We start from the raw sequence: 22,027 nt of genomic DNA on the forward strand, positions 1-22,027 counted from the left end.
TGTGTCAGTTGGTAGCGGGATCACCGATGACCACGCGGATGGGCGTGGGCGTGAAGCCGTTGCAGGGATTGTTTACCTGTGGGCAATTCGACAGCACCACGAGCGTGTCCATTTCCGCGCGCAGATCAACGAAACCACCGGGAGCGGAAAGACCGTCATCAATCACAAGTTCACCATTCTGCATGATGGGAACATTCATGAAGAAATTGACGTTGTTGACGATATCACGCTTACTCATACCGTATTTTTCTACTTCCAGAAGGAAGTTTTCACGACAGGCATGCATGTATTTCGTTTCATGACCGAAGCGTACCGTATTGGATTCACAACTGCACGCTCCTGCCAGAGTGTCGTGCCGCCCGCAGGTATCTTCAACAACGGTCATGAGGACGTTGCCCTCATTGGAAAACAGACGCCCACCCTTTCCGATATAGGCAGCCCCCTGATTCACCAGCGTATCCTGCGCACTGTACCGTTCATGATAAGCGTGAGCATTGTAGAACAAGGCGTCCACCGCCTGCTGGCTTTCAAGATCGATAATGCGCAGCACCTGTCCCTTGCGGACCACTCCTGACCACGGCACACGAGCCGCTACAATCTGATCGAGAGTGACGGTCGAGAAAACCTTGCTGATGTCATATTCGGGCATGGATCTGGCTTTCGGATCAAATAAAGAGAGGATCGGTGTTTTCGAAACCGCGACGGGCTTCCTCGCAAAACGTCCGGCACAGATCATCCGGCTTGAAGGGAGGAGCCTGCCAGCGCACGGCATCGATCGGACCGGGCTCGAACGCTTTTTCCGGTGCCAAAGGATGCGGACAGTTCGAGACAGCAACGAGAAGATTCATCTCAGCACGCAGATCGACATGATCACCCGCCCGCACATCGCCTTCAATCCAACGGAAACTGCCATCCGCCTGCGTGCTGATATGCGAAAAAAAGGTGATGCAGGAGGTGACATCATGTTGCGCCATGTCGTGCTTTCCCGCGACCAAGCGCAGATTATTGCGCGTGTTGCGGAGACCGGCATGGCCAAAGTTCCGTGCGTTGCTCTGGGGGGTGCTCCCCCCCACCAGCGTATCGCTGAATCCGCAGGAATCGCCAATGATGGAGGCCAGCACACGCCCCATGTCCGAGAACAGAACACGGCCTGTCGTCAGACAGGTGGTCCATTGCAGCTTGATGGTGTCGCCCGCATTGTATCGCTCACTGTGATCGTCTGCATTCCAGAGTGCGACAGACACACCCTTATTGCCAGACGTGTTAATCAGGCGCAGAGCCTGTCCACGCGGCAGGATCGTGCTCCAGTACCACCCACCCGGAATGGTTTCGCGATGAAGAACGCGGCTTTCCGTCATCTCAATGGGTGTAAAGGCCGGACGTGTGCTGCTCTCGGCAAGAAGCGCCTGATCGCGAAGCTGGTTGTAGCGGGCGCGATACCACTCGGGAGTCTGTTGGTCGATTTGCATGGAACGCTCCTATATTACGGAGTAATTTGAAAACACGTTTGTCAGAACGGGGTCATGTCGAGGGCAGGCGCACGCCCCTTCTCATGGACAGGTGGAATCAGGGACGCAATCAGATGAAGCTTTCCCGAAATAACGCCGGACTGCGTCATGAACTGATCTGCGATTTCCTGAAGTTTTCTCACCTTTCCCTGCACGAGAAGAACTTCAAGCGTCTGACGACGCACAAGGTTGACGTGCAGAGAGCTAATAACCTCGGCCAGATTCTCGTATTGCAGTTCGGCAAGCTTCTGGGAAAGTCCGGTTGCCGCGTTATTGTAGAAGAGAATGATGACACCCGCCATCAGTTCATCCGCACTATCTTTACGCGACGCCATAAGTTCCTGATGCAGGATGTTCTGGATGGCCTGTGAACGGCTGGCATAGCCCTTCTCCGCCACCATGGCGTCCAGTTCATGCAGGATCCCCGGCGGCAGTGAAATGCTGACACGGCTGACCTGTTCTTTTGTTTCCCGACTGCTCATTGCTGCGCTTCCTACTCCGCCTTGTCTGTCACGAGGGTGAGGAGCGGAATATCGAAATCTTCCCCTCCTTCATCCGTTTCCTCGGTGGTATCACCAAAGGATCGGATGAGCGCCTCCAGATGGGCTTTCGTCGCGAGAAATTCGTCCGAGGTCATCTGCGCCGCTCGACGTGGGCGTGAAAGCGGTACTTCGATAACCTCCTCCACCCGACCGGGACGGGGCTTGAGCACAAGGATCCGGTCCGCCAGATAAATGGCCTCGTCCAGATCGTGCGTGATGAAAACAATGGTGATGTCGATCTTGCGCCAAATCTCCATCAGATAGTTCTGCATCTTTAGCCGCGTCTGAGCATCCAGAGCGCTGAACGATTCATCCATCAACAGCACGCGGGGGCGTGCCGCCAGCGCACGGGCAATGGCCACACGCTGTTGCATCCCACCAGAAAGCTGATGCGGGAAAGACGTGGCGAATTGTTCCAGCCCCACCATCTGAAGCCATTGCATGGCCTGACGTCGCGCTTCCACACGATCCGTACCGCCCATTTCGATGCCGAACATCACGTTGCGGCAAACATCCAACCATGGAAACAGCGTGTATTTCTGAAACACCATGCCCCGATCAGGGCCGGGGCCATTTACTGGCTTTCCATCCACGAGGATGCGGCCAGAGGTAGCATCTTCCAGTCCGGCAAGGATACGGATCAAGGTCGATTTGCCACAACCCGAGGGGCCGACAACACAGACAAATTCGCGCCGATGAACACCGAACTCGATATCTTCAAGCGCTATGGTCTTATTGCGCTTCTGTGCAAAGACTTTTCCAACATGATCGATTTCCAGCACACATTCGCGCTGCCTGATCTGCGCCATGCGCTCGGCGACATCCGTTGGCAACACGCGATAGTCAGGGAGACAATGCTCAGTCATCCGTCACTCTCCCTTTTCCACGTGAACAGTCTGCGGGCGAGCAAACCAAGCACCATGTCCGTGCCCAACCCGACAATGCCGATCAGGGCCATGGCGGCATACACATTGTCGAAATGCTGGTAACGTGCCTGCTGAGTAATGAACCAGGTGATACCCGAAGACGTGCCGATCAGTTCCGCCACAATCAGATATGTCCATGCCCAGCCAAGAAGGATACGCTGGTCGCGGTAAAGATCGGGTAGAATGCCCGGTATCACCACACGAAAGAGCAGTTTCAAGCCCTTCGCACCGAGCGTGCGAGACGCTTCGATCAGCGCGAAATCCAGCTTACGGGTGGTGTTGGCAATGACCAGTATCTGCTGAAACAGCGTGCCGATAACGATGATGGCGATTTTGGGTGCGTCATAGATACCAAGAATAGCCACTGCGAGCGCACCGAAGGCGGGAGCTGGCAGATAACGGAAAAAATCCACCGACGGCTCAACAAGGCGCGCCACGGCAGGCAAAGCGCCACAAAGCACTCCAAGCGGCACACCGATCAGTGAAGAGATGACGAACCCCCAGAAAATGATCTGGATGCTGTGCCCGAAGGCCTGCGTGATGGAATGCTCCGCACCCGTTGGAGCCGAAGACGTGAAGGCGCGACCAAAAGCCGTCAGCACCTCACCCGGAGAAGGAAGATAGACGGGATTTGTCGCAACTCCCTGCGGAACAGGCAGGTTTTTTGTTCGCATCTCGCCCACGGCACGACTGAAATCCGCACGATTCATCCGCATGCCGGATTCGAGATAATCTTCGCCGCCGGGATCAGTGATGAGCACCTGTGGATGCCACACGAAAGGCAGGTAACTCACAGCGCTCCAGGCGAGTAAAGGCAGGAGCACCGCCAGAACACCGAACACGCCACGCGCTGTCCGATCGGTCCGACCATACAATCTCCACGAGGCGGAAAAGCCCTGCATGGCGGTCTCCTGCCTCAGCCTTATTTCGCAGATTCTACGAAGGACGGGTCGATGTAACTATCTACATTTTGCGACGTCTTGTAGACACCATAACGAACATTGAAGGAGTCGGAGACGGCTGTGGAACCATAGAGCGAACCCAGACCGTCCTTCTTTGTGAAAACAGTCTTATCATCCGCAATCGTCAACAGATGCGTCCCCTTAAGAAAACGCTTGTAAGCATCAGGAGAGATACCCGTGCGGGCCGCCATGATACGCAAGGCTTCAGGCTGTGTTTTCGGATCGTTAATGTAGGCCACGACATGATCCCATACACCGACCAGTCGCTGCCACTGATCCCGGTTGTCATGCAAGGACTGTGGATCCACGACAATCGTGTCGTAGATCAGACCGGGCGCCTCGTGCGACGTGAACACCGGACGCGCGCCAGGCACCATGTGCAGGGCCTGTCCGGCATTAGGTTGCCAGGCAGCCACTGCCGCAACCTCGCCTGAAGCGAGAACCTGCGGTGTCTCATTGGTCTTGGTGTTGACCAGTTTCACATCTTTCTCGCTCATACCGGCCTTTTCCAGACCCGTAAGCAGAAGGAGATGGTCGACGAGGCCCTCTTCGACCGCGATCGATTTACCCTTAAGGCCCTGCATATCGGTGATTCCTGGCTGGGCCACCACCATGTCGTTACCGTCGGAATAGTCGGTAACGAGGATCATCTCGCCTTTATGGCCGTTCGCGCCCGTCACCAGAGCGTCGCCATTCGTGGCCATGACGGCATCCAGCTTGTGCGCGGAAAACGCATCGAGCGAAGCGCTGTAATCGAACCACTGAAAGTCCGCATCTACACCTGCATTTTTCAGCCACCCCTTATCGATAGCCACCTGCCATGCCACCCAGCCCGGCCAATCGCTGTAACCGATCTTCAATGTCGCGGCGGACGCTGAGGCGAGAGTCGCAACAGCGCAGACGCCAGCAAACAGGGCTTTGCGAAGAGATGAGAGCAGGCGCATGGACAGACTCCGGTAATACGAATTAGGAAAATCGTATTACTCATTCTCCGGTGGAATCCCGACCATTGCAACATAAAAATGTTTTTATCCCGAAACTAAAATATATTTTACCATAATGTGTTGATTTTATTGTCTTATCTGAAGATGATGTAATTTTAAAATTGAAGGATGAATGAAAAAATGCACATGACAGCCGTAATCATGTGCATTGGACTCGGGGTGGACTGTCGATAATTTGCTATTCTTGAATCGATACTCGAGAGCAACGCAGACACCTACAATCTAGGATGACGAGGCTAGGCTTTGCGGTGAAAAGACGACCATCAGCGGATTGAGAAACGTCCCCTATCTCTCCTCTGATATGACACCTTCGCAGCCGCCACTTTTCCCGCCCAACTCACCATGATGATGCCTTGGAATATGAAGCGTGGCTTTGATCGCGTGTTTGATGGTCTGGGCTTCATCACGCACACTGAGCAGCATGCTGGCAACGGAGAAGCTAGCGTACAAGAAAAGGCCATAAAAAACGCCAGGCCTACGCTGTTCAAAATCCAGAGCCGCCTGAACAGGGTATGACCGGATCAGAGGCAGACCTAATTCCACAACAAAAACGCCCAATGCCGAACCCGCCAGCACATCGGTAGGATAATGTATGCAGAAATAGACTCGGCAAAGATTGACCAGAATGGCAAAGCCTATCAGCACCAGACCAATACGACGTGAAATCAGCCATACAGACAGCACGAGACCGGCAAGCAAGGCGGCATGATCGCTGGGAAACGATCCCCAACCTGTCAGGGATGTCGGATCCACCGGCAAAGGCAGCACCACATGTATATCTGCATCATGCAAGGGCCGCACATGACCTCGCACGGCAAGCTGCGCCAACCGGCTTAGGATACCGGCCAGCATGGAAAAAACGAGCCCATACAAAATGATGCCGCGGTCTGTCCGAGAGGGATGCGCAAACCACAGACCGAATAGGACCGCGACAACAATAGCCACAGTCACACCATCGGATGTAAACCAGTACAAGAGTGCATCGATAATATAAGATCGGTTTGCCAGCGTATTTAAAGCTTTAACAATGGCGTAATCGCCCGATCCCACATGAAACCGAGCCAGAGCCGTCAGAATAACAAAAAGAACGCCAGATCCGACCAAAATCGTTTTACGACTCAGTGATTTATCCGGGTATTCCATACGCGATTCCAGCCTCAGATATCCAAGCACTTACTTGGACATTCCAAAACCGAAATACTTCTTCTCTTTTTTACACCAAAGCAATCGACAAAAAATATTATAGTGTGTCAAAGCGCAACATTATAACATCAACACGCAAGACTAAGCCTGATCCACCCGGAGCAGTTCCAAAGCACGCGCAATCGTCCTAGCTGGAGAAGACAGCGCATTCAAAATCAACACATGCTCATCGGGGCCCGGCGGCTCCAGAGTGGCAAGCTGGCTGTCCAGAAGACTTGCCGGCATGAAGTGCCCCTTGCGTCCCTTCAGTCTCTGTTCGAGCACATCACGCGGCACGTTCAGCAGCAGAAACGTGATGTCCACACCGTCTGCGGCCAGCAATTGCCGGTAAGACCGCTTGAGCGCCGAGCAGGACATGATACCGCCCCCGCCCTCCCGCGCACGGGCGTCGATCCACGCACGACAGGCCTGAAGCCACGGAAGACGATCCTCATCCGTCAGCGGAATACCCGCCGCCATCTTCTCGATGTTGCTTTTGGGATGCAGATCGTCCCCTTCCTGAAAAGGCCAGCCGAGTAGATTGTGCAGCCCTTCGGCCACCATGGTCTTGCCGCTGGCGGTCACACCCATCAACACCACGATACGCGGCGTAATACCCTGGGCTACCGGCTGCTCCATGATGGCCTCTCTTCCTTTTTGGATCGGTTCTCAGACCACCGCCAGCCGGGTGACACCATCGGAACCCGCCACGATGGCCTCCGTGGCAAGTCCGACAAACAGACCGCACTCCACCACACCGATCACCGAGCGGATATCGCGCTCCATCTGCGCCGGATCGTCGATCACTGGAAAGGTGCAATCGAGAATCAGGTTGCCACCATCACTGACGAAGAACGCTCCCTCACGATTGCGACGTGGCGAAATCCGCGCACCGAATTTCTCCAGATGACGCGCTGTGCTTTCCCATCCGAAAGGTGTGACCTCGACCGGCAGAAGCGTGTGCGCGCCCAGATGATCCACAAGCTTGCTTTCGTCAGCTACGATCACCAGACGCTTCGAAGCGGCAGCCACGATCTTCTCACGCAGCAGCGCCCCACCAAGTCCCTTGATGAGATCCAGCGAGCCACGCTTGATCTCATCTGCGCCATCAATGGTCAGATCCACCACCGCATGTTCAGAAAACGTCGTCAGCGGAATCCCAAGGCTCCGCGCCTGCGTTTCGGTCGCGACCGATGTCGGGATACCGAGAAAGCGCAGCCCTTCCGCGTGACGCCGTCCCAATGCGGCCACCACGAACGCCGCCGTGCTGCCAGTGCCCAACCCCACGACCATGCCATCCTCGACCAGTGCTGCCGCCTGTTCAGCCGCTTGCCGTTTCAGTTCCTTTGCCATTTCCGACGTGAGTGCTGTCATTATTCTTATCCTTGCTCACTCTTGCGGCTGGCCCGCCGCCTGCCTGTCCACAATCCACTCGATCTGTCCGTCCGAACGAATGCGGCTGGCCGGTTCCGCCGGATCGCCTGCCCGCACCCGCTCCAGCACTTCCGTCTTGGAGGTGCCGGTGACGAGAAACAGCACATAGCGGCTCGACGCAATGGCTGGATAGGTCAATGTCAGGCGCGTATGCGGTGCGTCATCGGGCACACACGGCGCCACCCAGCGCGTCTTCTCTTCCAGAACCGGCTGGCGGGGAAAGAGGGACGCCGTATGTCCATTCTCGCCCAGTCCCAGCAGCACCATGTCAAACAGCGGTTTGTTGGGCATGAGACGGTCTGCGCCATAAACCTTCTTCAACTCGGCTTCATAGGCCCGTGCTGCCTCATCCGGATCGCCCCGATCGGGCATGGGATGAATATTAGCGGCTGGCACTTTCACTTTCGAGAACAGAATGTCCTGCGCCATGCCCCGGTTGCTGTCAGGGGAATCCGCCGGAACAAAGCGGTCATCGCCAAAGAAGAACTGCACCTTCTTCCACGGAAACAGGCTGGCGTAAGATGGAGCGGCCATGAGCGTGTAGAGCTTCTTCGGCGTGGAACCTCCTGAGAGCGCAATGCGAAATGTTCTACGTGCTTCACAGGCTTTTTCCAGCAGAAACGCGGCGACATGCCGCGCCACCGCATCCGCATTCTCCAACACGACTTCCTGAGCCGACATCACGTCATGCCCATTCATGACCTTACTCCCAAAATGTGATCTTCCAACGCACGGGCAAAGCCTTCATCTTCGCTGGACGCGGTCACGAAGGTGGCCTCCGCCTTCACACTGTCCACCGCCTGCCCCATGGCTACGGAAACACCGGACGCATGGAACATCGGTACATCATTGGGCTGGTCGCCCAGCGTCATGATCTGCGCAGGCGGCACATCGAGCAGGCGCGAAAGTGTGTGCACCACGCAGCCCTTATTGGCATCCGGATGCGTCACGTCGAGGTAATAGGGCTGCGACAGTGCCGCAGACGCCTGCTTGCCCAGTGCCTTCTGCACTTCGCCTTCCAGCGTTTTCATCAAGGACAGATCATCGCTCACACCGGTGATTTTCACGATGCCGTCCGTGATCGTATCCAGATCGGAACACACGATGGGCGGAAACTTCACCGTCCACTGTTCACGCGCCACATGCGGATGGTTCAGATCGGGCACCAGCCACTCATTGCCACGATAGAGCCAGACATCCACGCCACGCTTACGCATCAACCCAACCGTCTGCTTCACCACATCCGGCGGCAAGGTGAGTGACTGGATGACCGAGAAATCGGGCTTCACCATCAGGCCGCCATTAAATCCGGCAATCGGTGTGTCCAGTTCAAGCGGCCCGAACAGCATTTCCATGCCTTTGGGCGGACGGCCCGACGTGATGGCGAACAGAATACCCAAACGACGCAGCGCCTTCACGGCTGCAATGGCGCGCTCGGTCAGAACTTTCTCCCGCGTGACCAGCGTGCCGTCCACATCGGCCAGCACGAGACGGACGGAGGCAGGATCAGCAGCGGGCACGCGGGAGGCATTCATGTCATGGTGGCTCCCGGAACACGCGGCAGAATGAAGGTCTCGACCGCTTTGGCCCAACCTTCGTTCTCATTCGTGTCGGTTATGACATGCGCGTGCGACGCCACCTCGTCCGTCGCATTGCCCATAGCAATCGCCAGCCCCGCGATGTCGAGCATCGGAATGTCGTTGGGCATGTCGCCCAGACACGCGATCTCGTGCAACGGCACGTCCATCAGCTTGCCCAACTCACGCAAGGCATGCCCCTTGTTGGCCTCAAGCGGCGTAATATCGAGGTAATAATCCGCCGACCGCGCCACGCTGGCGCGTCCCGCCAGCAACTCTCCAATCTCGGCTTCCTGCCGGATCAGCAGATCATAATCCGCGCTGGAGCCGGTAAGTTTACCCACCTTATCTTCGAACGGACCGAAATCACTCACAACTTTGGGCGTAATACCGAGCGTTTTCGCTTCCTGCGGGGCATACCCCGTGGTCGCATCCCGCACGATCCAGTCCGTGCCGACAAACAGCCACGGCTCGACGTCATGCACGCTGAACATATCCAGCGTTTCCTGTACAGCATCTTTGGGAAGCGTCAGGGAAGAGAGCGTGCGACCCTGCGCATCATGGATCAACGCGCCGTTCAGCGCCGCGCAGGGCGTCTCGAGCTTGAGCGCATCCAGATAGCGCGTCACACCCGGCATGGCGCGACTGCTGACCAGACACACGGCCACACCCGCTTCACGCAAACGAGCAATGGCTTTTACCGTCGCCTGCGTGACCTGCTTGTGAGGCGTCAGCAGTGTGCCGTCCATGTCACTGACGACCAGCCGGACCACGTCCGTCGGAGGGGCCTTGGCGTCGTGGCGGGCTTCTTCGTCGGTTCTCATCAACTCTCCCCTGAAGGCGGCTTTTCAGGCCGTCACTCAGTTTCCCTTTTCCACATGGCCACCAAATCCGAACCGCATGGCGGATAGCACTTTCTCGGCATAGGTGTTGCCCGAGCGCGAACGAAAGCGCGTGAACAGCGCCGCCGTCATTACCGGCACCGGCACCGATTCCTCGATCGCCGCCTCGATCGTCCAGCGTCCCTCGCCCGAATCCTTCACCTGACCGGAGAACTCCGACAATTCGCCATTTTTCGCCATGGCTTCCGCCGTCAGATCCAGCAGCCACGATGACACAACGCTGCCGCGACGCCAGACCTCCGCGATATCGGCCATGTTCAGACTATAGCGCTGATCCTCCGCCAGAAGCGGGGAGTCCTTGCACTTCATGACGTCAAAACCTTCCGCAAAGGCCTGCATCATTCCGTATTCGATGCCGTTATGGACCATCTTCACGAAATGACCCGACCCTGCGGGACCGCAGTGAAGGTAGCCCTGCTCGGCCCGTGGATCGAGACCTTCGCGATCACGTCCCGGCGTACGCGCGATATCGCCCATGCCCGGCGCCAGCGCACGCAGGATCGGATCGATATGCTCGACCACGTCCTTCTCGCCGCCGAACATCATGCAGTAGCCGCGCTCCAGCCCCCACACGCCGCCGGACGTGCCGACATCGACATATTCCACACCACGTTGCCGCAACTCGGCCGCGCGGCGAATATCGTCCTTGTAGAACGTGTTGCCGCCATCGATCAGGATGTCGCCTTTCCCAAGCAACGCGCCAACCGATGTTACGGCGGCTTCCGTGATCTCGCCCGCTGGCAACATCAGCCACACGATCTTGCGCTCACCCGTAAGCTTGCTCACCAGATCGGTGTCGCTGGATGCACCGACAGCACGTCCATCCTCCGCACGCCCCACGACAGCACGCACGGTCTCGGGATCACGGTCATAGACCACGACATCATGCCCATGGCGGGTCAGGCGGACGGCGATGTTGCCGCCCATGCGGCCAAGACCGATGATTCCGATCTGCATGTGCTTGTCTTTCCTCTTGTCTCTCAGAGTGCGGCGCGGATGAGCGTGGACAGACGCGCAAGTCCCGCCTTCAGATCGCCCTTGATGTGAACCCGCAACGCACGACGCCCGCGTTCGGCCAGCACGTCGAAATCGCCACGCGCCTGCGCCGCTTTCACCACGCCAAAGCTGTAACGCTCACCCGGTACCGGCAGATCGTGAGCATCATCCGCCGTGATCTGAAGAAACACGCCCGTGTCAGGGCCTCCCTTGTAGGCCTGTCCGGTGGAGTGCAGGAAACGCGGCCCGAACTCGGCGGCCGTGGCCACGGTCTTTGCATCTCGAATGGCCAGACGCAGATGCTGAATCCACTCGATGCTCGCCCGGTCACGCTCGATATAAGCCAGCAGCCCCACGTAATCGCCCGCCTTCACACGGTCGAAATGCGCTTTCAGGATGGCTTTCGCCTCCGCGCCCTTCACAGCGCCCGCGTTCTTCGCATCTGCAAAGAAAGCCAGATCACCATCGACCGCAAACGGCGTTTCCGCAGGCAGCGCACCGGTCTCGTTATAGGCTGCCGTCAGCTTCTTGGTGGCGATCTTGCTGGCTTCCACATCCGGCTGATCGAATGGATTGATGTGCAGGAACGCACCCGAAACAGCGGTCGCGATCTCCCAGCGGAAGAACTCCTGCGCGATCTGGCGGCGCTCATGCAGGTTGATCGTCACCACCGGCTGACCGGCGTCGATCAGGGTGCGCACAGCCTCGTCCTGCTCATGCGAATGCTCGGTGGCCAGACGGAAATAGACGAACAGGCGATCCGTGCCGTAGTGCACGGGCCCAGCCAGCGTCTCGTCATCGATGGGGATCAGCCCCTTGCCCTGCTTGCCGGTGGATTCCGCGACAAGCTGCTCGGCCCATGCGCCGAAATCCATCACCTGCTTCGTGGAAATAATGGTGATCTTGTCACGTCCGAACTTTGTCGCGCCCACACCGAACACGGTGCCAAGCAACACGCCCGGATTGACGGCGGGCGGCACGCTTGCGTCGCACGCCCGCACGCCCCGCAGCGCATCCTCAAGGAACAGCCTGAGCGGCACACCGGACGCCGCCGCCGGCACCATGCCGAAATTCGACAGTACGGAATATCGGCCACCGATCTGTTTGACGCCGTGGAAGACTTTCCAGAAGCCGTCCTTCTTTGCGCGCGCTTCCAGCGCCGATCCCGGATCGGTCACGGCGACGAAATGATGGCCCGCGTTCTCGCCAATCGCCTTCTTCGCCACATCGAAGAAGTAGGACAGCATGATGTTGGGCTCCAGCGTGCTGCCGGATTTGGACGAGACGATGAACAGCGTCTCCTTCGGATCGATCTTGCCCTCAAACGTGCGGACCTGCTGCGGGTCTGTGCTGTCAAGCACATACAGATGCCCAAAGCCTTCATGCTTGCCGAACGTCATGGCCAGCACTTCCGGCCCGAGGCTAGAACCGCCCATGCCCAGCAGCAGCACCTGCTTGAAGCCGCGCGCTTTCACCTCGTTCTGAAATGTTTCCAGTTCCGACAGATGCTCCAGACGATCATCCACGATGTCCAGCCATTTGAGCCAGTTCGCTTCCGTCGTGCTGGTCCACACCGAGGCATCGCGCGCCCACAGCTTACGGATCGTGCCGTCCTTACGCCACGTCTCAAGACCATCCTTCACTGCCGCGTCGAATTCGGTTGGCAGCGAGAGTTTCGTTTCGGTCAGCTTGTTGCCAAGAAACGCCGCCTGCTTCTTCGCCACCGAGCCAAGAAGACCGTCGAACGCTTCCTCGAACGACACCACGCCTTCATCTTCCAGACGCGCGGTGATCGCAGGCAGATCGATCTTCAGGCGCACCACCTCCGCCATCACCTTGTGGGCATCGTCCACGTTTTCCAGCAGAGATTCGCGCACTTTGCCATGATCGCGGAAGGCATCGAGCGTCACGGGCGGAATGGTGTTGACCGTCTCCGGGCCAATCAGTTCTTCGACATACAGCACATCGCTATACGCCTTGTCCTTGGTACCCGTTGAGGCCCAGAGCAGGCGCTGCGGCTGGGCTCCAGCGTCTTTCAGCTTCGTCCAGCGCGGGCTTTTCATCACATCCAGCCAGTGCTGATAGGCCATCTTGGCGTTGGCGATCGCCACCTTGCCACGCAGGGCCTTGAGCGCCTCAGCCTCCGCATCACCCGCCTTCACACGGCGGTCGATCTCCGCGTCCACCTTACCATCCACGCGGCTGACAAAGAACGAGGCCACAGAGGCAACACCCGCCACCGGCTTGCCTTCGGCGTGGCGCTTTTCAAGCCCCGAAAGCCACGCTTCCACCACCGCCTTGTAGCGCTCCAGAGAGAACAGCAGCGTGACGTTGATGTTCACGCCGTCCGCGATCTTGCGCTCAATCGCGGGCAGGCCCTCTTTCGTGCCCGGAATCTTGATCATAAGATTCGGCTCAGCCACGGCACTCCACAGGCGTCCAGCCTCCTCGATCGTGCCTTCGGTGTCGCGTGCCAGATAGGGCGAAACCTCCAGGCTGACATAGCCGTCCGTCATTTTGGTGCGGTCGAATACCGGACGCAGCAGCTTGGCCACTTCGCGGATATCGGTGATGGCCAGACGCTCATACAACGCACCGGCCGAGACAATCTCATGCGCGAGAATGTCGTGGAACTGCGCGTCATAATCCGTGCCCTCGCCCATGGCCTTCTGGAAGATGGCCGGGTTGGACGTCACACCCGTCACACCGTCATGTTCGATCAGGGCCGCCATCGACCCGTCGCGCGTGTAGCCCCGGCGCACGAAGTCCAGCCAAGGAGACTGTCCAGACTTCTCCAGTGCACATAACGGGCTTTTCCCGGCAACGGACGAGGCATTCATGACCAACTCTCCTCAGGGTTCGGCGCATGGTCCGGGCCGAACAATTTTACTCAACAAAGCATAAGCCCCGCACCCCGGTCGGAATGCGGAGCTTGAAGCCTCCTAGATGCCCGCCTGCCTGCGAGCGGCGGACAGCACATTCTCCACCGTAAAGCCGAACGCTTTCATCAGGGCCGACGCCGGTGCGGATGCCCCGAAGCCGTGCATGCACACGACCTCACCCGTCAGACCGACATAACGATGCCAGCCAATGGGAGAAGCCGCCTCCACCGCCACGCGGGCGGTGACGGAGGGTGGCAACACCTCGTCACGGTAGGATTGCGGCTGCTCTTCGAACAGTTCCCACGACGGCATGGACACCACACGCGCCGCCACACCCTCAGCGGTCAGCTTCTCATAAGCTTCGACTGCCAGCGACAGCTCGCTGCCCGTCGCAATCAGAATGACGGCCGGCGTCTTGCCGCTGTCCGCCAGCACATACGCGCCCTTCGCCAGACCAGCGGCAGAGGCATATTTACTGCGATCCAGCGTCGGCAGATTCTGGCGGCTCAGAGCAAGCACCGCCGGACGATCACGGAACGGAATCAGCGTGCGCCACGCCTCCGCCACTTCGTTGGCATCGCCCGGACGGATCGTGACCACGCCCGGCGTCGCGCGAAGCTGCACAAGCTGCTCGATGGGCTGATGCGTCGGACCGTCTTCGCCCACACCGATGGAATCGTGCGTGAAGATAAAGATCGAAGGCAGTTTCATCAGCGCCGACAGGCGGATCGGCGCCTTCATGTAATCCGAGAAGATCAGGAAGCCCGCGCCATAAGGCCGCACGCCCGAAAGCGCCATGCCGTTGACGATGGCGCCCATCGCATGCTCGCGCACGCCGAAATGGAAGTTGCGCCCCGCATACGAGCCGCCCCACCCTTCCGGCTGAAACGCACCGCCATTCTTGATGAGCGTCTTGGTCGAGGGCGCAAGATCCGCCGAACCACCGATCAGCCATGGCAGGTTTTTCGCAACCGCATTCTCCACCTCACCCGAACTGGCGCGGGTCGCGATGCCTTTTGCATCCGCCGGATAGCTCGGGATGTCCGCGTCCCAACCCTCAGGCAGCTTGCCGGACAGGATCAGGTCCAGCTCCGCCGCCAGATCGGGGTATTCCTTGCGATAAGCCGCGAACAGATCGTTCCACGCCTTGCTCGCCGCCGCACCACGTGCGCCAAGACCCTGCTGGAAATGCGCCATCACGCCTTCGGGCACATAGAAGGACCTGTCCTCCGGCCAGCCATAGGCGCGCTTGGTCTCGCGGATCTCGTCCACACCCAGCGGTTCGCCATGCGCTGCCGCCGTGCCGGCCTTGTGCGGTGCGCCCCACGCAATGACGGAGTGCACAACGATCATCGTCGGCTTCTGCGTCTCGGCCTTCGCCTCCGCCAGCAGCTTCTTGAGCACGGTGGTGTCGTTGGCGTCTTCCAGCGTGAGCACCTGCCAGCCATATGCCTCGAACCGCTTGCCCACGTTTTCCGTGAAAGCAATGTCCGTCGAGCCTTCGATGGAAATCTGGTTTGCATCATACAGCCAGATCAAATTGCCCAGCTTGAGGTGTCCTGCCGTGGACGCCGCCTCACTGGACACGCCCTCCATCATGTCGCCATCGCCGCAGAGCGTGTACACATGGTGGTCGAACAGTTTGAAGCCGGGCTTGTTGAAGCGCGCGGCCAGCCACTTCTCGGCAATCGCCATGCCAACCGAATTGCCACAGCCCTGCCCAAGCGGGCCGGTCGTGGTCTCGACGCCCGCTGTATGATGGTATTCCGGATGACCGGGCGTCTTGGAGCCAAACTGACGGAACTGCTCAAGGTCTTCTACCGTGAGCGACGGCGCGTTCATCACCTTGCCATCTTTCACGTCGCGGATGCCACTCAGGCAGATCAACGAATACAGCAGCATTGACGCATGACCCACTGACAGCACGAAGCGGTCACGCGCTGGCCACAGCGGGTTGGCCGGATCGTAGTTCAGCACGTCCTGCCAGATCGTGTAGGCCACGGGGGCGAGCGCCATGGCCGTGCCCGGATGACCGGAATTGGCCTTCTGCACGGCGTCCATCGACAGCGTGCGAATGGTGTCGATGCAGGTCCGGTCCATGTCATGACCAGCGGCCCCGCCAGTTTCCGGCGCCCGAACTGCGAAAGCAGCGTGGAAAGAACGCATTGCAAACGATCCCCTAAGTATCAGTCAGACCTGCGATGGATGAAGTTCAACCGGACGGACGTCCCAAAAATCAGGGCGTTACCATCCCACGCGGTCCGGCCTCCGGCAAGGCGTGTCCTCATCCGCACGAAGAAGCGGGGAAACTGCCGGATTCAAGCCCGGCCCTTCCCCATGGTTTCCCACATCACGCTCTTGTGAGCAGGAGTGTTCACCTTATTTCAATGTTCCGCGGAAAGAGCACGCGCCCCGATATCGCGCCGCCACACCGCGTCATCCCAGCGAATGGCGGCCACACCGCGATAGGCCGTCTCAACCGCTTCTTTCATCGTGGGGGCCGTGGCGCAGACCGTCAGGACGCGACCACCCGATGCCACAAGCTGCCCTTCGCGATTCAGAGCTGTTCCCGCCTGAAACACGCGCACGCCGGGAATAGCCTCGGCCGCATCCAGCCCTTCGATGCAACCGCCCTTTACGTAATCCCCCGGATAGCCCTTGGCTGCCATGACCACGGCAGCCGAAGCCTCCTCAGAGAACCCGATCTGCACATCAGCGAGCCGATCCTTCGCCAGTGCATCCAGCGCCGGAAGCAGATCGGTGGTCAGGCGGATCAACAACGCCTGCGCCTCCGGGTCACCAAAGCGCACATTGTATTCGATCAGCTTCGGTCCCTCATTCGTGAGCATCAGTCCCGCGAAGATCACTCCACGAAACGGCGTGCCACGCCGCGCCATCTCCGCCAGCATGGGGCGCACAAGCACATCCAGCGCCTTTTCCTGAGCCGCGCGGTCAAATCCCGCAGGCGGCGAAACCGCGCCCATGCCGCCGGTGTTCGGCCCCGTGTCCCCATCCCCGATGCGCTTATGGTCCTGCGCAGCCCCGATCAGCACCGCCGTCTCACCGGAACAGAAAGCAAAGAGCGAGACCTCCTCACCCACGAGACACTCTTCGATCACCACCGATTTGCCAGCGTCACCCAGCTTGTCGGACGTCATCATATCAATGATGGCGCCCTCGGCTTCCTCAGCCGTCTGGGCCACGACTACGCCCTTGCCCGCCGCCAGTCCGTCGGCCTTGACCACGATCGGCCCACCACGACGCCGCACGAAAGCGATGGCATGCGCGGCATCGGTAAAGCGTTCCCACTTCGCCGTGGGAATGCCGGCGGCATCGCACACTTCCTTGGTAAAGCTCTTGCTGCCTTCAAGCTGGGCTGCCGCCTGCGTCGGACCGGCGCAGGCAATGCCAACTTTCACGCACGCATCAGCAAGCCCCGCCACCAGCGGCGCTTCGGGACCGGGGACGACAAGGTCGATGCTCTCGCGCTGCGCAAAGGCCGCCAGCGCAACCACATCGCCTGCCGCAATCGCGACATTCGTGCCGCACGCTGCCGTGCCCGGATTGCCCGGCGCGATGAACAGCTTCGTCAGGGCTGGCGATGCCGCCAGCGCCGTCGCCAGCGCATGCTCGCGACCGCCTGATCCAACCAACAGAACCTTCATCGTGCCTTCCTTCTCCGACGCCGGACATCCCACATGCACGGTCAATGCGGGCCTTATCCCGGTTGAGGGTGACGCGCCTATAGCATAGGGTCGCGCCATGGACGATCACCCCGCGACATCCCCTTTCGGTAACGTGCCGGAATACTCGGTCTCCGAGATTTCGGGCGCCATCCGGCAGACGCTGGAAAGCACCTTCGGGCGCGTGCGGGTGCGTGGCGAGATCACCGAGTTCAAACGCTACAGTTCGGGGCATCTCTACTTCTCGCTCAAGGACGAGCGCGGCAAGCTCTCGGGCGTGGTCTGGCGCGGCTCCGTCTCACGGCTTGGGCTGGTGCCGGAAAACGGGCTGGAGATCATCGCAACGGGCCGCGTCTCGGCTTATGGCGAACGGTCGAGCTACCAGCTCATTGTCGAGAAGATGGAATATGCGGGTGAAGGCGCGCTGCTCGCCCGTATCGAACGTCTGCGCCAAAAACTCGCGCAGGAAGGACTGTTCGACGCCAAGCGCAAGCGGCCCATTCCGCGTCTGCCGCGTGTGATTGGTATCGTCACCTCGCTTCAGGGCGCGGTGCTGCACGACATCCGCACCACCATCGCGCGCCGCTTTCCCCGCACGCTGCTGATCTGGCCCGTGGCCGTGCAGGGTGAAGGGGCCGCCGCCCAGATTGCCGGAGCCATCGAGGGTTTTGCCGAAGTCGGTCATCCGGGGCCGGGGGCCAAGCTGCCGCGTCCCGACGTATTGATCGTTGCGCGCGGCGGTGGCTCTCTGGAAGACCTGATGGCCTTCAATGACGAAGCCGTGCTGCGCGCTGTCGCCGCCTGTCGCATCCCCGTCATTTCCGCCGTGGGACATGAGACGGACACGACGCTGATCGACTTCGTCTCGGACGTTCGCGCGCCCACGCCTACTGCCGCCGCCGAAATGGCCGTGCCCGTGCGCGACGAGCTGCTGGCTGATCTCACGCACCGCGTCGCCCGCATGGGCAGCGCCCTGACCCGTATCACCCAGAACGCCCGACTGCGCCTCGACCGAGCCGCCGCCGCGCTCCCCGATCTTCCTTCCCTGCTGGCAACAGCACGGATGCGGCTTGATGATCGCGCGCACCGGCTGGAACTCGCTCTTCCCGCACTAGTGGAGCGTCGCCGTGCCGCCCTGATGCAGGCCGAGCGGCACATGCCGCCGCCGAAATCGCTGATCGACACGGCCCGCGCCCGACTTGCGCTTCGCACAGCCGCGTTGGATGCCGCGGCTCTCGCTTCCAGCAAGGCAGCCGAGGCCCGGCTCGGACGCGTTCGTCTCTCCCCCGCACCGCTCGAAGCCTTGTGCCGTGAACGCCGGACGCGCATCTCCGGATTGAGCAGTCTGCTAGAATCCGTCTCACCACGTGCCGTTCTGGAACGTGGTTATGTTCTCGTCCGTGATCATAACGGTGAACCGATCACTCGCGCCGCCGGGCTGAAATCTGGACAGGATGTAGCGCTGGTGTTCGCGGATGCCACGCGCGAGGCCCGAATCGAGGGCCGCCCGACCACCACTCAAGGGATGCTGGACCTGTGAAGAAACCCAATTTCAGGGCGCCGAAAACCGACCCCGTGGCCATGCCCCCCGTTGACCGGGAACTCGACCAGCACCCGGCTGTGAAACTTCTCACCATCGGCATGCTCGTCTTCATATCGTTGGCGCTGGTCGTCTATATGGGAACGTCGTTCCTGTCCGGTCTGCGACAGGTCGCCAATGTGTCCCATACAAACTGCCAGACATCCGAAATCGCAGCCGACAAGGGGACGCCCTGCCCTCCCGCGTCCGAAGATCATCCGGCCGCCGCCAAGGGGCCATGATACTGAACGGGAGTCTTCCCAATTCATGTGAAGCGGCCACTCCGTCGGGGCGGGTAGCCTGCATCGTCATCACCTACAATCCCGACATGGACCTTCTACGAGCGTCTCTGGATGCTCTTAAAGACGAGTCTTGCTCCGTGACAGTTGTGGATAATGGCTCCGCCAACATTGCGGAGCTGCGCCATGAAATAGACCGTCACGATGTCACGCTGGTGGCTCTTGGTTCCAATGAGGGCATTGCCTCCGCCCAGAACCATGGCATCCGGCTGCAGGCCGATGCGGATTTCGTGTTCCTGCTCGATCAGGACACGGTCACCCCCCCCGGCATCATCGCCGCACTTCTCGACGACGCCTACCATCTGCAAAAGGAAGGGCTCCGTCTTGCGGCCATCGGCCTGCCCTACCGTGACTATTACACCGGACGGCCCGCTGCCGCTTTCCGCACGATGGACGGACAGATCCGCCGTCTCGATCTGTCCGGTGATACGGGACGTTTCGCGGAAACGGATTTCGTCATCGCCTCAGGCTCGTTCATTCCCATGACCACGTTAAAAGATGTCGGCATGATGGAAGAGGATCTCTTCATAGATCTGGTCGATCTGGAATGGTGCTTACGCGCCGCAAGTGCTGGCTATCGCTGCGTTCTCTCGCTATCGCACGCCATCAGCCACAGGATCGGAGACCGGCGCGCACGGCTTTTCGGACGCTCCATCACCATGCATGCGCCGATCCGGAATTACTACTTCACGCGCAACTGCCTGCTCCTTGCGCAACGATCCTATATTCCCATGTGCTGGAAACGCTATTTCCTGAGCCGGGCGTCTTTCTCCCTCGTGGCCTTCGTGCTTGTGGGCGATGCACGCCTGACCCGACTTCGCTTCATGCTGCACGCCCTGCACGACGGCATGAAGCGCTGGGGCGGCCCCTATGGCAAAACCGTCAAGGTCAGACACGAAAAAGCGCTGCCCTGAACACTCATGTTCAAAGCAGCGCTGTATGAAATCACCTGACAGCGCCTCTCTTCAAAAGCGAATCAGTCTTTCTGAGGCAGATGCTTGGAAATATAGGGCGGAAGATTGAACGATCCCGTGTGAATTTCCGGCGTCCAGTACAGCGTCTTTCCAAGAATGCCGGATGATTGCGCACGATTGCGCACATGAACGGTATCCTGCTGTGTCGGATCGCTTCCTTTCGCTGCGATGCCCAGCGTCATGAAACCTCCGACATAGGTGGGCACAGCCGCGACATAAGCGGAGACATGAGGAAAGAACTTCGCACGGCGCAGGCTCGTCTCACGCAGTTCATCCGCCTGCATGAAGGGCACGCCACACTGGTTAACGATCAGGCCCTCAGGCCCGAGAATACGCGCACAATGCTCATAGAAACTGTCGGTAAACAGAACCTCGCCCACACCGATCGGATCGGTGCTGTCCACGATGATGACATCGAACGACGCATCCGGAGCTTCCGCTACATAGGCAATGCCATCACCCACGATCACATCCGCGCGCGTATCATTCCACGCCTCGCCCGCGATCATCGGCAAATGCTTCTTGGAAAGTTCGATGACAGCACCATCGATTTCTACCATGACGGCCTTCTCGACCGCCTTGTGCTCCAGCACCCGACGCAGCACGCCACCATCGCCCGCGCCGATAATCAACACACGCTTGGGATCGGGGTGTGTGAACAGCGGAACATGCGTCAGCATTTCCTGATAAACGAACTCGTCCGCTTCCGTGATCTGCACCACGCCATCAAGCATGAGCACCCGTCCGTGGGAGTCGCTTTCAAACACCACAATGTCCTGAAAAGGACTTTTGACGTGCGCGAGTTCCTTACGCACCCGGAAACGCTGTCCCCAGCTGTCGTACAGTCCTTCGTTCAGCCATTGCTCGGCCATAGCGGTCTCTCCACATAGGAAACGACACGCCTCCCCATCCGATCTTTCAATCGGGCAAGAAGACATATCGTGATTTTCGGATGGTCTCTCGGGACGTGACGACGCTCAGGCCGCCACACGTCCACGGCGCTGCTCGTCCACCAGCACGCGCTTTGCCTGAAACAGACGCTGCATCACAGGAATGGACAGGTGCGGATCGCACTCGCCACACATGAAGATGTCAACGGCTGCGAAGTCACGCTCAGGCCATGTGTGGATGGAGATATGGCTCTCCGCCAAAACCACCACACCGGACACGCCGCCATTGGGGGAGAAATGGTGGAAATGACTGTGCAGAATCGTGGCGCCCGCAGCCACAGCGGCCTCGCACAGCGTTTCATCAATCCGCTTGGGATCGTCCAGATTGGTCGCTTCCCACAGATCGATCAGAAGATGAGTGCCAGCAAACTTTTCGCCGTCCCGTTCGACGAAATAATCCTTCCGCTCGTCCTCACAGGACTCAGCGATGGCAGAAATCTGGTTATTGCTCGGGAGTTCCGAGACCATCCCCAGTTGAGCAAGTGCGTTCATGACGTACCCCCAAACCAGTAGACAGCCTGTTGGGCGAAATCGCCCCCTTGGGCCAAGAAGCGCGGTTGATAGGGCTTCCTCTTACGTGTTGCAAGAAAATTCGTGCGACACGCCAGTTACATTTTTACGTCAGCG

Annotated in this window: 21 protein-coding genes; 3 read left to right on the forward strand and 18 right to left on the reverse strand. The window is 59.2% G+C overall.

Annotation, left to right across the window (positions count from 1 at the left end):
• Nucleotides 1–4: 4 nt before the first annotated feature.
• The 16 genes from KUA11_RS12730 to purD all read right to left on the reverse strand — a co-directional run bounded on the left by KUA11_RS12730 (nt 5) and on the right by purD (nt 17,580).
• Nucleotides 5–649 carry an urea amidolyase associated protein UAAP2 gene (locus KUA11_RS12730; RefSeq protein WP_217410826.1) on the reverse strand — a complete coding sequence of 215 codons (645 nt, stop codon included), beginning with the start codon at nt 647–649 and terminating at the stop codon, nt 5–7.
• A gap of 16 nt (nt 650–665) precedes the next feature.
• Complete coding sequence (locus KUA11_RS12735) at nt 666–1,469, reverse strand: urea amidolyase associated protein UAAP1 (RefSeq protein WP_217410827.1); 804 nt, start codon at nt 1,467–1,469, stop codon at nt 666–668.
• A gap of 41 nt (nt 1,470–1,510) precedes the next feature.
• On the reverse strand, nt 1,511–1,990 hold the full coding sequence (nikR, locus tag KUA11_RS12740) for a nickel-responsive transcriptional regulator NikR (protein ID WP_217410829.1): 480 nt from the start codon (nt 1,988–1,990) through the stop codon (nt 1,511–1,513).
• Between the two features lie 11 nt (nt 1,991–2,001).
• Nucleotides 2,002–2,916, reverse strand: coding sequence for an ABC transporter ATP-binding protein (locus tag KUA11_RS12745; protein ID WP_217410831.1), 915 nt, complete (start codon nt 2,914–2,916; stop codon nt 2,002–2,004).
• Nucleotides 2,913–3,878 carry an ABC transporter permease gene (locus KUA11_RS12750; protein ID WP_217410833.1) on the reverse strand — a complete coding sequence of 322 codons (966 nt, stop codon included), beginning with the start codon at nt 3,876–3,878 and terminating at the stop codon, nt 2,913–2,915. Before KUA11_RS12750 ends, KUA11_RS12745 begins: the two co-directional genes overlap by 4 nt.
• 20 nt (nt 3,879–3,898) lie before the next feature.
• Complete coding sequence (locus tag KUA11_RS12755) at nt 3,899–4,882, reverse strand: ABC transporter substrate-binding protein (RefSeq protein ID WP_217410835.1); 984 nt, start codon at nt 4,880–4,882, stop codon at nt 3,899–3,901.
• A gap of 345 nt (nt 4,883–5,227) precedes the next feature.
• Nucleotides 5,228–6,085 (reverse strand): phosphatase PAP2 family protein, encoded by an 858-nt coding sequence (locus KUA11_RS12760; protein WP_217410847.1) that lies wholly within the window; start codon nt 6,083–6,085, stop codon nt 5,228–5,230.
• Nucleotides 6,086–6,226: 141 nt separating this feature from the next.
• On the reverse strand, nt 6,227–6,763 hold the full coding sequence (locus KUA11_RS12765) for a gluconokinase (RefSeq protein WP_217410854.1): 537 nt from the start codon (nt 6,761–6,763) through the stop codon (nt 6,227–6,229).
• A gap of 30 nt (nt 6,764–6,793) precedes the next feature.
• On the reverse strand, nt 6,794–7,498 hold the full coding sequence (gene rpiA, locus KUA11_RS12770) for a ribose-5-phosphate isomerase RpiA (protein ID WP_217410855.1): 705 nt from the start codon (nt 7,496–7,498) through the stop codon (nt 6,794–6,796).
• 15 nt (nt 7,499–7,513) lie between these two features.
• A complete protein-coding gene (gene pgl, locus KUA11_RS12775; RefSeq protein WP_217410858.1) occupies nt 7,514–8,257 on the reverse strand; it encodes a 6-phosphogluconolactonase in 744 nt (247 codons plus the stop codon).
• Nucleotides 8,254–9,093 carry a Cof-type HAD-IIB family hydrolase gene (locus KUA11_RS12780; RefSeq protein ID WP_217410860.1) on the reverse strand — a complete coding sequence of 280 codons (840 nt, stop codon included), beginning with the start codon at nt 9,091–9,093 and terminating at the stop codon, nt 8,254–8,256. Before KUA11_RS12780 ends, pgl begins: the two co-directional genes overlap by 4 nt.
• The gene (locus KUA11_RS12785; RefSeq protein WP_217410862.1) at nt 9,090–9,959 is read right to left on the reverse strand and encodes a Cof-type HAD-IIB family hydrolase; all 870 of its coding nucleotides are present in this window, start codon (nt 9,957–9,959) and stop codon (nt 9,090–9,092) included. The genes KUA11_RS12780 and KUA11_RS12785 overlap by 4 nt, the downstream gene beginning before the upstream one ends.
• A 36-nt stretch (nt 9,960–9,995) precedes the next feature.
• Nucleotides 9,996–10,994 (reverse strand): phosphogluconate dehydrogenase (NAD(+)-dependent, decarboxylating), encoded by a 999-nt coding sequence (gene gnd / locus KUA11_RS12790; protein ID WP_217410868.1) that lies wholly within the window; start codon nt 10,992–10,994, stop codon nt 9,996–9,998.
• Between the two features lie 23 nt (nt 10,995–11,017).
• Nucleotides 11,018–13,873, reverse strand: coding sequence for a bifunctional transaldolase/phosoglucose isomerase (locus KUA11_RS12795; protein ID WP_217410870.1), 2,856 nt, complete (start codon nt 13,871–13,873; stop codon nt 11,018–11,020).
• Between the two features lie 102 nt (nt 13,874–13,975).
• The gene (gene tkt, locus KUA11_RS12800) at nt 13,976–16,081 is read right to left on the reverse strand and encodes a transketolase (protein WP_217410872.1); all 2,106 of its coding nucleotides are present in this window, start codon (nt 16,079–16,081) and stop codon (nt 13,976–13,978) included.
• 218 nt (nt 16,082–16,299) lie between these two features.
• Nucleotides 16,300–17,580, reverse strand: coding sequence for a phosphoribosylamine--glycine ligase (gene purD / locus KUA11_RS12805; protein WP_217410874.1), 1,281 nt, complete (start codon nt 17,578–17,580; stop codon nt 16,300–16,302).
• Between the two features lie 97 nt (nt 17,581–17,677).
• Between purD and xseA the strand changes: the two genes are divergently transcribed.
• The 3 genes from xseA to KUA11_RS12820 are packed head-to-tail and all read left to right on the forward strand — an operon-like array spanning nt 17,678 to nt 20,390.
• Complete coding sequence (xseA, locus tag KUA11_RS12810; RefSeq protein ID WP_217410888.1) at nt 17,678–19,138, forward strand: exodeoxyribonuclease VII large subunit; 1,461 nt, start codon at nt 17,678–17,680, stop codon at nt 19,136–19,138.
• Nucleotides 19,135–19,419: a hypothetical protein gene (locus tag KUA11_RS12815; RefSeq protein WP_217410890.1), complete on the forward strand. Its 285-nt coding sequence runs from the start codon at nt 19,135–19,137 to the stop codon at nt 19,417–19,419. The genes xseA and KUA11_RS12815 overlap by 4 nt, the downstream gene beginning before the upstream one ends.
• Complete coding sequence (locus tag KUA11_RS12820) at nt 19,416–20,390, forward strand: glycosyltransferase family 2 protein (RefSeq protein ID WP_217410891.1); 975 nt, start codon at nt 19,416–19,418, stop codon at nt 20,388–20,390. Before KUA11_RS12815 ends, KUA11_RS12820 begins: the two co-directional genes overlap by 4 nt.
• Nucleotides 20,391–20,452: 62 nt before the next feature.
• Here the strand turns inward: KUA11_RS12820 and speE are convergent, their stop codons facing one another.
• Nucleotides 20,453–21,322, reverse strand: a complete 870-nt coding sequence (gene speE / locus KUA11_RS12825; protein WP_217410893.1) for a polyamine aminopropyltransferase — start codon at nt 21,320–21,322, stop codon at nt 20,453–20,455.
• Between the two features lie 105 nt (nt 21,323–21,427).
• Entirely contained in the window at nt 21,428–21,892 is a 465-nt protein-coding gene (gene speD, locus KUA11_RS12830; RefSeq protein ID WP_217410899.1) for an adenosylmethionine decarboxylase, read from the reverse strand.
• Nucleotides 21,893–22,027: the final 135 nt, after the last annotated feature.

It is taken from the genome of Acetobacter estunensis (assembly GCF_019083805.1).
GTDB lineage: Bacteria > Pseudomonadota > Alphaproteobacteria > Acetobacterales > Acetobacteraceae > Acetobacter > Acetobacter estunensis_A.